This is a genomic window from Helicobacter pylori (genome assembly GCF_003637665.1).
Taxonomy (GTDB): domain Bacteria; phylum Campylobacterota; class Campylobacteria; order Campylobacterales; family Helicobacteraceae; genus Helicobacter; species Helicobacter pylori_CK.
On sequence record NZ_MVWR01000018.1, the window covers coordinates 1 to 12,771 of the forward strand.

10 protein-coding genes and 2 pseudogenes are annotated in these 12,771 nt (G+C 34.8%); 6 read left to right on the plus strand and 6 right to left on the minus strand.

What is annotated here, in order from left to right; all coding sequences use genetic code 11:
• Positions 1 to 436: pseudogene (locus EAL49_RS08035) on the plus strand (hypothetical protein); the annotation flags it as partial.
• A gap of 40 nt (positions 437 to 476) precedes the next feature.
• Here EAL49_RS08035 and EAL49_RS08040 read toward each other — a convergent pair.
• The 5 genes from EAL49_RS08040 to EAL49_RS08065 form a co-directional block, all read right to left on the minus strand.
• Entirely contained in the window at positions 477 to 1,184 is a 708-nt protein-coding gene (locus EAL49_RS08040) for a Fic family protein (protein WP_120829733.1), read from the minus strand.
• 49 nt (positions 1,185 to 1,233) lie between these two features.
• Positions 1,234 to 1,968 (minus strand): Fic family protein, encoded by a 735-nt coding sequence (locus EAL49_RS08045; protein WP_120829734.1) that lies wholly within the window; start codon positions 1,966 to 1,968, stop codon positions 1,234 to 1,236.
• Between the two features lie 44 nt (positions 1,969 to 2,012).
• Positions 2,013 to 3,623, minus strand: a complete 1,611-nt coding sequence (locus EAL49_RS08050) for a replication initiation protein (RefSeq protein ID WP_120829735.1) — start codon at positions 3,621 to 3,623, stop codon at positions 2,013 to 2,015.
• Positions 3,624 to 4,865: 1,242 nt separating this feature from the next.
• Entirely contained in the window at positions 4,866 to 5,135 is a 270-nt protein-coding gene (locus EAL49_RS08060) for a type II toxin-antitoxin system YafQ family toxin (protein WP_000889634.1), read from the minus strand.
• An 8-nt stretch (positions 5,136 to 5,143) separates the two neighbouring features.
• Positions 5,144 to 5,425, minus strand: a complete 282-nt coding sequence (locus EAL49_RS08065; protein ID WP_120829737.1) for a jhp0828 family protein — start codon at positions 5,423 to 5,425, stop codon at positions 5,144 to 5,146.
• 201 nt (positions 5,426 to 5,626) lie between these two features.
• On the opposite strand from EAL49_RS08065, the gene EAL49_RS08070 reads away from it, so the two are divergent.
• Genes EAL49_RS08070 through EAL49_RS08080 form a run of 3 tightly spaced genes read left to right on the plus strand, consistent with a single transcriptional unit; the run spans position 5,627 to position 8,390 of the window.
• Positions 5,627 to 5,971, plus strand: coding sequence for a plasmid mobilization protein (locus EAL49_RS08070; RefSeq protein ID WP_120829738.1), 345 nt, complete (start codon positions 5,627 to 5,629; stop codon positions 5,969 to 5,971).
• Entirely contained in the window at positions 5,961 to 7,934 is a 1,974-nt protein-coding gene (locus EAL49_RS08075) for a relaxase/mobilization nuclease domain-containing protein (protein ID WP_120829739.1), read from the plus strand. The genes EAL49_RS08070 and EAL49_RS08075 overlap by 11 nt, the downstream gene beginning before the upstream one ends.
• 60 nt (positions 7,935 to 7,994) lie before the next feature.
• Positions 7,995 to 8,390: a TIR domain-containing protein gene (locus tag EAL49_RS08080; protein WP_033617188.1), complete on the plus strand. Its 396-nt coding sequence runs from the start codon at positions 7,995 to 7,997 to the stop codon at positions 8,388 to 8,390.
• A 12-nt stretch (positions 8,391 to 8,402) separates the two neighbouring features.
• Here the strand turns inward: EAL49_RS08080 and EAL49_RS08085 are convergent, their stop codons facing one another.
• Positions 8,403 to 8,906 (minus strand): RipA family octameric membrane protein, encoded by a 504-nt coding sequence (locus EAL49_RS08085; protein WP_078217178.1) that lies wholly within the window; start codon positions 8,904 to 8,906, stop codon positions 8,403 to 8,405.
• Positions 8,907 to 9,197: 291 nt separating this feature from the next.
• On the opposite strand from EAL49_RS08085, the gene EAL49_RS08090 reads away from it, so the two are divergent.
• Both EAL49_RS08090 and EAL49_RS08095 read left to right on the plus strand, forming a co-directional pair.
• Positions 9,198 to 10,607: a hypothetical protein gene (locus EAL49_RS08090; protein WP_120829740.1), complete on the plus strand. Its 1,410-nt coding sequence runs from the start codon at positions 9,198 to 9,200 to the stop codon at positions 10,605 to 10,607.
• Positions 10,608 to 10,609: 2 nt separating this feature from the next.
• Positions 10,610 to 12,771 (plus strand): annotated as a pseudogene (locus tag EAL49_RS08095) (hypothetical protein); the annotation flags it as partial.

Sequence of the window (12,771 nt, forward strand, 5' to 3'; positions counted from 1 at the left end):
GACTAACCATTTCATCCCTTTTAGCGAAGATGAAGTTGATTCTAAAGAAAGGTATTTGAGTCATGCTTTATTAGACTTTTTAAAAGGCGAAATCAAAGAACCTAAAAAGAGCGATAGCCTCTTTTTAAGCGCCAAAAAAGAAAACAAGCCCCTAAAATTCAGCCCGAGCGCTTCAAAGGTGTTTGACGCTGGCAAAGAGATCTATCGTTATTACCACAAACAAGATTTCACCCACACCCCCTATAACGCTAACGCAAGCCTCTATGACATCAAGGAATTTTTTCAAGGCCGTAACGCGCAAGGCAAATTAAACCGACCCGACAAAGCCAAAGATAAATATTACAAACAGCTTTACGCTAATTTGCAAGACGCTTTAAAAGATTTAGCCAAAGAAATACAGCCTAAAGTCTATGAATACGGGTTTTTAAGAGAGTGAGTTAGAAAATATAATGAGCGGTTATAGAGATTGAAACAGACTATTTAGAAAAGAAATAGCTAACCATTTCATTGAAATTGTCTTGACTTTGCAAAATGGTGTCTTTCAAATAGCCTTTTGTATTGTCATATTCTTTGATGCCCCTGTAGTAAAAGGCTTTGTGTTCGTTTTCTATGATGAAAGGCATGATATTGTTTTTCAAACATTCTTTAAACATCACTAATCGCCCCACCCTACCATTGCCATCGCTAAAAGGGTGTATCTTTTCAAAAGCCACATGAAAATCTATGATGTTTTCCAAACTCACTTCAAGGTTGCGTTGGTAATTTTTCACAAGATTTGTCAATTCGCTTTCAACTAATTGGGGTCTTGTTGTGGCGCTATTGCCTACAAAATTAGGGTGTTTTTTGAAACCACCAATAACTTCATCAGAACAATTCTTTTTCAAGATTTTGTGTAAAGTCTTGAAGTATTCTAAACTCAAAGGTTCTTTATAGCTTTCAAGCAAGTGATTCACGCATTCAAAATGATTGATGGTTTCAAAAATATCATCAAGTTTGATATTGGCGTTTTTTTCAGTTATGAGAACGGATTTGTCAAAAATATGAGCGGTTTGTTCATAAGTCAAACCGCTTCCCTCAATGCGATTGGAGTTGTAAGAAAATTTGATTTGGATCAGGTGGTAAATGCCATTTTTGATAGCATTCTTTCTTTCGTGATTCAGTTTTTCTATGAGTTTAGTCAGCATGCATCTGTCTTTTCACCGATAGTGTTTCTTGAACCAATTTTTCAAGTGCTCATGATTTTTTGACAGAAAAATTTGCCGCTCGCCTTTCTTTCAAAATGGCAGCGTATCGCTCAATCTTTTCTAGTTCTATTTTTTGGCAGTTCTTAATGATGCCAACTAGAGCGTTAGCGTCTTGTTCCCTCATAGCATGCATGTATTCGCTTCTAGCGCTTACTTCAATCACAAAGGGCGTTAAATTAGCTTTTATGGTTTGGTAGAACATCAAGGCTCTTCCTGTGCGGCCATTGCCATCACTAAAAGGGTGGATCTCTTCAAATTCTATGTGGTGTTCTGCTATCTTTTTTATTTTTTCTTCACCGCTCAAATTCAATAGCGCTTCATCTTGTATTTTCAAACACAGATTATTGATTCTAGGTTGCACCATTATTGGACTTGCAGTCGGTTTTTTAGCCCCTATGATCTCATTATAAGTGGTTTTGAATTTTCCAAAATCAGGCAGGATATTACGCATCAAAACAGAATGGAAATGGCCAATCAAATGTTCATCTATGATCTTATCTCTCTCTAAAAACTCTAAAATAAGGGGAACAAAATTGCGATAATTTTCTATCTCATGCACTTCATCCAAGCTCACCGACTTGATAGGGGTCTTTCTGTCTATTAAGATACTCATTGTATCGCCCAAAGTCAGGCTGTTGCCCTCTATAGCGGAGTTGTGGTGTGCCATGCGAATGGTCAGATCCATAGCGTAATCATCAAATTCTAACAATTCTTTATAATCCATCACTTTGTCCTAGTATCTAAATTTAGTCAAATGCATCTGTCTTTTTACCGATAATATTTCTTAAACCAATTTTTCAAATGTTTCTCATTTTTAGCGATGAAAGGTTTGAGCAGTTTCTCAGGCTTGTCCACATCTTGGACTGAGATACAGATCCGATTGTCATTCAGTTTCACAATCCTAGTGATTTTCAGGTAATTGTTGATTCCCTCAGGGCATTGATCCACATTAAAGTTGGTGATGTTAATCGTTTTGCCGATGTATTGTGCAAATTCCTTGATAGGTTCATTCGTGATGGGGTGGATTTTGGGGGGATCAATTTCTTCTAGCAAGTTGTCTTTTTTTAGGCTGTATCCATTGACATATAGTAGTTCCAAAGCGAATATCTTGTTGGACACAAGGAATTTTTGGGGGTTATGCTTACTTTTAGGGTAAGAAACATGCAAAAACATTTGATTCTTTTCAAAAGTGGTGTTGTCAATCTGCAAAACGATCCCACTGTCATTGTGCCTGAATTGATAGCCTATCAAGGTTTTTAACTCAAGAAACCTAGCTTCTATAGTGGCTTTGGCGTTTCTTTTAGCGATTTGGTTGTGAATATCCCATGCTACAAGCTTGATGTCCCTTTTAGCGCGTTGCTTGTCGGCTTGTTTTTGTTTCTTATTTTCGCCTTTAGGCAGTTGTTCAAAATAAAAGTCAATGTGGGTTACCTTGCGCTTGTCATGGCTTTTGCGTTCTTTTTTATAACTCAAGTGTTCAAAAGGATAGATTTTATGGAGTTCTTTGAGAGCTGGAGTTAAGACTTTTTGATCGATGTTTTCCATTTTGTAATCTTTTGGAATGTCTAAAAGTTCCCTGAATTGAGTCCATTCCACGCTCAAAATCCCTGTGCTTTTGTATTGCTTGAGCAAGCGATAGAGCGTTTTAGCGTATTTACCTCTCACTCTTTGAAATTCTAAGAGATTGAAAGAAGTGTATTGACCCATGCCTAAATTGTTGAGCAGGTATTGATAGTTATCATTGAGTTGGATTTCTAAATACTTCAAATCTTTACTCGGTTTGTTCAATTCAATTTTACACCGACTAAAAAGCATGTAATTTTCTTGAATGATTGAAGTTTCGGTTTCGCTAATTTTCCAAAAATCAGCGGTTTTAATGCTATCCCATAGCTTGATGACCACTTCTGATAAGCGTTCATTAGAAATATCTATGTTTAGCATGCGTTTCAAATCTTGCGGTTCAAAACGAATGAGGGTATTCCCTTGATCTTTAAGCCTTTGAAAAATAGCGAACAAAAGATTGGCTTCCCTTTCGCTCAATTTCCCTAGATTGACCTTATTAGCGTTATTGTGGTATGTGGTATAGGTGTTATCTTTAGGGGTGCTAACCACTAAATCCTTGCATGGTGTGGGGGTGGTTTGTGGCTCTTTTGTTGGTGTGGGTTTTTCTTTTTCAAACTCATTTGGTAATTTTTCTGTAATTTCTTTGAATTTTTGATTAAAACCGCTCAAAATACTTGGAGTTATCTTGTCTATGTAAGTTTGTATTTTTTGTTTTTGTAGTTTAATTTGTTGGGTTTGTGGGAGAGTATCTAATTCTTCTAATAATTTTCGTAATTCCAATTCTTGTTTTCTAAGCTGTTCAAAATTCGTATTCATGGGAATTTAACCGCCTTTTAATGCTTATTTTTCAAAAGACGATATAATAACAGGAGTGAAACCCTTAAAAAGTCTTGCCGGACTTATAAGGGTTATTAAAACGCTAAGGTTTTAATATAGTGGCTGTGTTAAGATTACCACTAAAATCACTACTATCAAAAATGCTTTCATGGTGTGCCTCCTAACAGAGTGCCACCCACTACAAACTCCCAACCCACTAGCTTTTAAAGCTAATTGCTCCAAATTTGTTAACACTAGGATTAGCAACCATGTTATACCGCCTTAGGCTGTTATTGTAGCTAAAAATTGTTAATAATCATAACTTTAAAATAAAGAAGTTATGTTAGTGTTGGCAAGAAGTTATGTTAGTGTTGGCAAGAAGTTATGTTAGTGTTGGCAAGAAGTTATGTTAGTGTTGGCAAGAAGTTATGTTTTATTCATTTTCACCCAAAAATGAGAAACCATACAGCTTCGTTATTTAGGCTATTCCAACCCCAAATCCCTCACATGCGCGCGCATGGTAAAACATGTAAAAAACAGCATGCTGTTTAAAACATGTAATAAAAACAACGCGCATGACGCGCTACATATTTTGGGGTTTTAGTTTTAGAGGTTTTTTAGGCTGGTGCCTCGGTTTGCGCTATCTTGTTTGTTTTTGCTAACGCAAAAACAGCTTCGGCTAACGCCTACGCTTTCAAACTGCGATGCGCTTTGTCTAACTTGCTAACGCTTCGCTTATTAGTGTTTGCTTGTCAGCAAACAATCGGTCTAAAACCGCCTAGCGAGCGTTAGCGAGCATTCAAGCGGTTTTAGTGGTGGTTAGATTGCTAACTCAAGTTATATGCGCTCTTAGATGCTAAATTAGTAGGATTGGCTAAATGATTAGCAACTAAAAGGGAAATGAAGTTTTTTGAAGTCAATCAGATTGTTTGGATTTTTAGTTGTTTCTTGCTATCTAAAATCGCCTACAACCAACGAAAAGTAAAAAACCGACTTAATACTACCTACAAGCTAAAAAACGCTCAAAACGAAAATATGAGCAAAAAAAGACCCATGACAACTCCCCCAAAACTAACATCAGACCTTTTAGTTCTTGTTTTTGGATTTTCAACTTTCAAAGTGTCAAACAAATATCTTTTCTAGTTTCTAAAAGCTTCAAATTCGTGTTTTTTTCAAAAATCTGATGACTAGGTTGGATTAGAATTGAAAATTCATTCTAGGCGATTTTAGAAAGAAATTTGTCTAAAACAACTCACTATGGCTCCCAAGCCTGACTAAAGTCAAAACATTATCTTTCACTCTATACACAAGCAAAACATCAGGTTTAATGTGGCACTCTCTACAGCCTTTGTATGTTCCACTTAAAGAGTGGTCTTTAAATCTTTTATCCAATGGAATTTGATTTCTTAAATTTTCAACCACTAAGTCAAACACTTCTAACTCAATCTTTTGATTTAAAATATGCTTTTTTAAATCCTTAGTGAATTTCTTTTTTAACTCAATCTCTAGCATTCAAACTCCTAAGAATTAAGAGCGAATTGCCAAATTTCACTAGCATTTTTAGGTTTAAAGTTTTCGGTCGTATTAGGATTATCAATATCTAATAAATCTTGTTTTAGTTCATCATTAGGAATATATTTACTAGCTAAATTCTCCTCTTTCTTAGCTTGAGAATATCGCTTTTTAATCTCTTTCATTTGTGTTTTAATTTCTAAAACTTTACTTTGATATTTAGCTAATTGTTTTTCTAATTTGCCAAGCTCTTTATAAAAATTAGCCCCCATTTCTACATTTTTTAACATCTTATCTCCTTAACTCAATCAATCATAATAACCCCATTATATCTAAATTAACCAAATCCATGCTAAAATAAAAATAATAGGGGCAAGGATACTTTGTGTAGCTACAAAGAACGGCGATGTGAAAAATCGCCTATCCTTGCTAGTGGGACACCCCCTAGAATCCCCCCATAAATCAAAATTAAGGGATAAGTCAAACAAAACATGCCAAAACTTTCTGATAACAAAAATATAACCAAACGCTTACGACTAAATCAAACAGAATGGCAAACTATCCAAACCCAAATGCAAGAAAAAAATTTAAACTTTTCGCAATTAGTTTTAAACTCTCTTTTAACTCAAAACTCACAAACTCCAACAAAATCTAAAAAACAAAAAGCGATTGCTAATAAAGAACTAGTTATTGAATTAGCTAAGTGTGGAAACAATTTAAATCAAATCGCTAAATGTCTCAACACTAATAAAGGAGCATGGGATAGATTAGGTTTAGAACAACTCATAGAAATCAGTTACCAATTAGAACAAATAAGATCCAAGTATGTTGGTTAAATTTTGGGGGACTAATCAAGGGGGCGGTGATGGTGATGGGAGCGTTAATTACTTGCTTAATGAAAGAGTAGAACAAGGCACAGCTAGAGTTTTAAAAGGCGATGCTAATCTAACTAAAAGCCTTTTACTCTCTCTTACTCAAAAACACAAGGCATGTGTAGGGTGCTTATCCTTTGAAGAGTCGAATATTGATGAGAGTTTAAAATACGAACTTATGGAAAGCTTTGAAAATGCCCTACTCACAGAAAGCATGCAAAATCGCTACAATATTTTATGGGTAGAACACACAGACAAGGGGCGTTTGGAGTTAAATTTTGTTATACCTAAAATTGAATTAGGGAGACAGAAAGTGTTTAACCCTTACTATCACAAAGTGGATTTAAAACGCATTGATACTTGGCAAAATGTAGTTAATCTAAAATATACCTTTACAAACCCCAAAGACCTAGAAAAACAACAAATTAGTAACTACCACAACACAAAAACCCCACAAGGTAAGGCTATCTTTAAGAACTACAAAGAGCTAGATAATTACCTTTACAACGCCGTAACACAAGGCTTATTAAATTCAAGGGCAGAAATAATAGAGCTTTTACAAGCGAGTAATTATGAGATTACTAGACAAGGCAAGTATTATATCAGTGTTAAGCTCCCTAACCAACAAAAAGCCAAACGATTGAAAGGAATAATTTATGATGAACGATTTACTGAACAAAGACTTATTGAACAAGAACTTAGAGAATATAGCCAGAACAAAGATACAAGCCGAGAAAGAGATACAAGAGAGATATCAACAGCTCCTAACACAACACCAAGAGCTACACAATCTCTCATACAAGAGCTTAGAGACTTGGAACAACAACTACACAGACACATTGAATACAAACAACATTACTATGAAAAATTACATCAATCTACTTCAAAAGACCCAAGAGAACCTAAAGAACAGCTACCTAGAGTTAGAGAGAACCAACAAGAAATACAAGGAAATTATACAAGAGAATTTACAAGAGATAAAGAGACAAGTTCGCAACAATTTAACCGAGAGCCTAGCCAAGAAAACCTTAATACCAATCCTAACTTTTATAGGGGGAGTAGTAATCATGGGATTATTGATATTGATTTATCACAACATTACAACACCCCCAACCAAAGACCAATTAGAGCATTCATTCAAAATGAGAAAATTAAAACAGAAAATAGAGGAATTAGAGCAAGAGAACAAAGTATTCAAGGAATTTTACCTACAGCACAGGAACGAGAATTAAGGGAAAGCAATGCAGAACGAACACTTAAACAAGCTACAGAACGCTTTAATCAACGAAATAGAGAACTTGCAGAACGACAAGAACGAGTTATTAACCACGCTAGAGAAAGTTACAGCAGAATTTCAAAGGCTAAGCAAGAATTACGAGAGCTTAAAGACAGAAACATTAAGCTTGAAAGAGAGCTACGAAACGCTACTTCAAACACACAACACGCTACTAAAGAAATTTCAATCCTTAGAAACGACAGAGAGAGCCGAATTAAAGCAAGTGATACAAACCTTAGAGCAGAAAGAAATCACGCTCAAAAACGATTTACAGACAATGTGCGAACAGATTTTACAACAAGAATTACAGAGCACTCAAATCAAAGAGCAAGAGACTTCACAAGCTCAATACAAAGAATTGAAAACACAATTAGAGATTTTAGAAACAACGCTCAAGCAAGAGTTAGAACAATCCTACACAACCTTTATGCAAGAACACGAGACGCAATTAACACAATTAAAGACATCTACAGAAACGCAAAAGAACGAATTAGAGACTTCTTTCAACGAGCAGATGAACGACTTTCAAAACGAATGGAACAAGAAACAAGAGAGCTTCATGCAAAAACAACACAGCTGGATAGAAAGATTAGAGAACACAATCAAAAAATAGAAAACGAGAGAAATTATAGTCGTGGGTATGGGCGGTAATTGCATTATTGATAGCTGTGTTATAATCTAAAAAACATTAAAAAATTATAAGGAGTAATAATGAAAGAATATAAGATTTTTATTAGCCATTCTTGGAAATATGACAATCATTACAATAAGCTACTCAATCTGTTGAAAAAAACAGAATTAGAATTAGAGTTTGAAGACTGGTCTGTTTCCAAAGATAATCCCATACCTACAAATAGAACAGATAAAGAATTATATAATGCTATTGAGAAAAAAATTAAACGATGTTCGTGCGTAATTGTTCTAGCTGGTGTTTATGCAACTTATAGCAAGTGGATAAGAAAAGAAGTTGAAATAGCTAAGAATTTGAATAAGAAAATCATAGCTGTAGAATACTGGGGGAGCGAACGCACTTCGCAATTTGTAAAAGAGAATGCAGATTGCGTTGTTGGTTGGAACTCTGGCTCAATTAAAGATGCAATTAGATAAAGAAATTACAAATTAACAAATTATATATTTTAATATCTCTAATATTTTTTGGAATAAAGAGATATGATAACTAAAAACAAAAATATATAACCCTATAAAAATTTGAGGGATATAGTTTTCAAATCTAGTGAACTCTTTTTTCTTTTTGGCATTTCTTTGTAGCAAATGCCATTCGTATTGACAGAAATTGCATGGTAATTTTTGCTCTATTGAGTTAATAATTTCAAATTTAACACCATTCATTTCCTTATAGTGTTTTAGTAGTCGTATCCAAACCAAGCAGATTAGAATAGAAAAACATAATAATATTGTGCTAAAAAAATCATCAAACGATTTCAATTTATCAATATTATTCAATGAAAAAAGCACACTATTAAGAGCTATAAAAAAATTATTTGCTGTTGCTCGCCTATCACTGATTTTTTCAGCTGAATTAATGGCAATTTTGTATTGTTCTAAGAGAGCCGTATCGTTGTTTAATGGTTTCAAATTGTCGTTATATAAATTCAAAGCCATACACCCATTTAAGACTTGTAATTTATGTTCTACTCTACTCAAAAATTTTAAATTTACGCTAAAATGTTCAAAAACAATATTGATAAAAATAAGCCCCCGTAGTGTCAGCTTAAGCTGACGATAAATATCAAACTAGAGCGTAGCTCTAGTTCACCGATTACATGGGACTTGTAAGGCAATATCATGTGGTTTTTTATTTAATGGTATTTATTGTTTTAAAAAGTTAAATTTTAAGAAAAAATAACAATAAAAGTGAATTTTTAAATGAAATGATAGGTTGGAGGTCATGGAATGTTAAAAGATTATTGGGAGTGTTTTAATTTTTTAACTTACAATGATTATGAAGAATGGAGCAATGGGGAAGATTTTTATAATTTCATTTTTCCTAATTGTGAGAGCAAGGGTGAAATGAATAAGGATTTTTCTAAGCCAAATGCTGTGTTTTTGTATAAAGACTTAAAGACAACTCTAAATGATACCGATAAACCAGCTTTAAAACGCCGTATAATGCTTAAAGACACTTGGGGTGATGATTATGCCGAATTTGTTTTAGAAAACGATTTAACGCTATGTAGTGGCTTAAGTTATAGGGGTAGGCATAATGACTTAGCTCATGCTCAACAAATGAATGCTTTAATTTTTGATTTAGATGGGGTAGGGTTAAAAGAAATTACTGCTTTTTTTGAAGTTGTTAAATATTGTGAAAAAAACGAGCCTAACAAATATTTTTGGCCTATACCTAGACCGACCTTTGTTGTTTTAAGTGGGGTAGGTTTGCATGTGTATTATGTGTTTGATAAGCCTATAGATTTATTTCCAAATATCAAACTCCAGCTTAAAGCTTATAAATACGCTCTTACATTCAATATTTGGCGTTATAAAGAGACTAGTAAAGAAAAAGAAACTCAATATCAGTCAGTCAATCAATCTTTTAGAATGGTAGGGAGTATTAACGAAAAGCATGGCAATAAGATTATCGCCTTTAAAACAGGCGATAGAGTGAGTTTGGAATACATGAATCAATATGTCAAAGAAGATAAGAGAGTGGATGTTTTAAAGCGTTTTAGACCGAGCAAATACACCTTAGCAGAGACTAAAATTAAATTTCCCGAATGGTATGAGAGAGTGATAGTTAGGGGCGAACAAAGAGAAAAAAAGAAATGGCATATTAAAAGAGATGTGTATGAATGGTGGAAAAAGCGTTGCAAAGAGCCTAAGGGAGGACACCGATATTTTTTTATGATGTGTATGGCTATTTATGCTTATAAATGCGATGTATCCAAGCAAGAGCTAGAAAAGGATATGTTAGAAGTTTTTGAAAAATTAAAAGATATACCCCACACTAACCCCCTAACCAAGCGAGATGTTTATAGTGCTTTAGAGAGCTATGATAAGGGATTGGCTTGTTTTAAGATTAAAGATATTGAAATCCTTACAGCCCTAAGAATTGATAGGAATAGGCGAAATTATCAGACCCAAGAAAACCACTTAGAAATAGCAAGGGCTATAAGAGATGTTAAGCAGAGCCGACAAGGAAAGACTTGGAATAATAAAGATGGTAGACCCAGCAAACAGAGTGAGATTTTTTTATGGCGTATCAACAACCCACAAGGCAAAAAAATTGATTGTCATAAGGAATTAGGGCTATCACGAACTACCATTGATAAGTGGTGGGACACTTACACACCAAACAAGGAATAACAATGGATTTAACCCATTTCAAAAAACTAAGCGAAGAACCCCTAAAATCTAGCGTAGCCAAAGCCTTTTTTGAAAACTTTGACTTTAGCGGAGATAAAATTGATTTTATCATCACTTACAGCCATAAGAACAAAGGCAAGCCTTTATGGGTTGAGCCGATTTTATGGGCTGAGGGCAAAAAAGGTAAAAGCGAGCTTTTTAAATCTTTAGCCCAACTCATTCTAACCATAGGTAAGTATAAGTTTTATACGCATTTCCCCCCACCATATTTAGGGGCGTTTGATGCGTTTAGTTTTCTTTTTGTGGAATATCACAAACTAGATTTTATTTTTACACGAAGCGATATAGATTTTTCTGTAACTCCAAGCAACCATAAAGCCGAGAGTTTTAAACACCTACTCAATGAGCTTACCCCACTCTTAGAAAAAGAAGCTTTAATCTTTGATTATGAAACTCAAAATAAAGAACTCAAAGCCTTTATTAAAGATAATTTTCTCTATTCTAAACGCTCTAAAATTCCTGTAGATAAGAATAATTTCGTGCATGTGTATTTCAAATGGGTAGAACATGTTAAGCCTAGCATTTCTATTGAGTGGCAACAGGCTAAAAAACAAGGCATTTTGGACGCTGATTTTTACTTAGCGGATTTATTAAGCGAGAGTAATGAGACCATTTTGGAAAGCCTTAACACCATTTTAAAAGTCAATCATTACAAATTCAATAAGAAGTTAAATAATTTTGGGGCGTTTAATTTTGATGAAACTTCATTTAACGACAAGCAAAAAGCCCACCAAACCTTTTGGAACATCTATGAACGACCGCCTAAAAGAGAATTTTGGGACTACATCATAGAAAGGCGTGATTTACTGGTTTCAAATGATATTAGAGAAAGAAAGGGGGCGTATTTTACCCCTAAAATTTGGGTAGAAAAAAGCCAAGAATATTTAGCTAAAGCTTTGGGGCAAGATTATCAAGACGATTATATCATTTGGGATTGCGCTGGGGGGACTGGGAATTTGCTCAGGGGTTTATTGAATAAAGCGAATCTGTATCTGTCCACTTTGGATAGCAACGATGTAGCGATCGTTAAAGATCTGGCCGTAAAAAACCACCTAAAGCTGCTAGAAAACCATGTTTTCCAATTTGATTTTTTAAACGATGATTTTTTCAGCGATAAAATGCCTAAAAGCTTGCAAGAAATCTTAAAAGACAAAGAGAAACGAAAAAAGCTCATCATTTACATCAACCCGCCTTATGCAGAAGCGGGCAACAAAGCTAAAATGAGCGGCACAGGGAAGAATAAAGATTTAGTGGCTAGGGGCAATCTTATTTGTGAGAAATATAAAGATGAATTGAATAAAGCCAATAACGAGCTTTTCGCTCAATTTTTCATGCGCATTTACAAAGAGTTGAATGGCTCTATCATGGCGAGTTTTTCAACGCTCAAATACCTTAACTCCAGCAATTTTAAAAAATTCAGAGAAGTCTTTAAGGCGAAGTTTTTACAAGGGTTTATGGTGCCAGCGGACAGCTTTGATAATGTGAAAGGGCAATTCCCCATTGGCTTTTTGGTGTGGGATACCGCTACCCCCCCCCCCCCTTAAAACCAACCAATGCGCTCAATTTAGAAGTGTTTGACTCCTTTGGCGAATTTTTGGGGTATAAAACTTTTGAACCGATAGTGGATAGGGTTAAAAATATTAACGCTTGGATAAAAAATTACGATAATAAAAAAGCTCAAGAGATTATGGGCTTTATGGAAAATCCTACGCCTGATTTCCAAAATAATAACTTTTTGTGTGTTTTGAACCAACAAGGAACAAGGCATAACAACTATTTTGGTTTAACCCCCACAAACCTTTTAATCGGTGCGATTTATTTCTCTGTCCGCCATTGCATCAAAGCCACATGGCAGAATGACAGAGATCAATTTTACGCCCCCTATGATAATGCATGGCAAGATGACAACGAGTTTAAAAATAACGCTTTAATTTTCATGCTTTTTCACACCCAAAACCGCATCACGACCACTCAAGGGACTAACCATTTCATCCCTTTTAGCGAAGATGAAGTTGATTCTAAAGAAAGGTATTTGAGTCATGCTTTATTAGACTTTTTAAAAGGCGAAATCAAAGAACCTAAAAAGAGCGATAGCCTCTTTTTA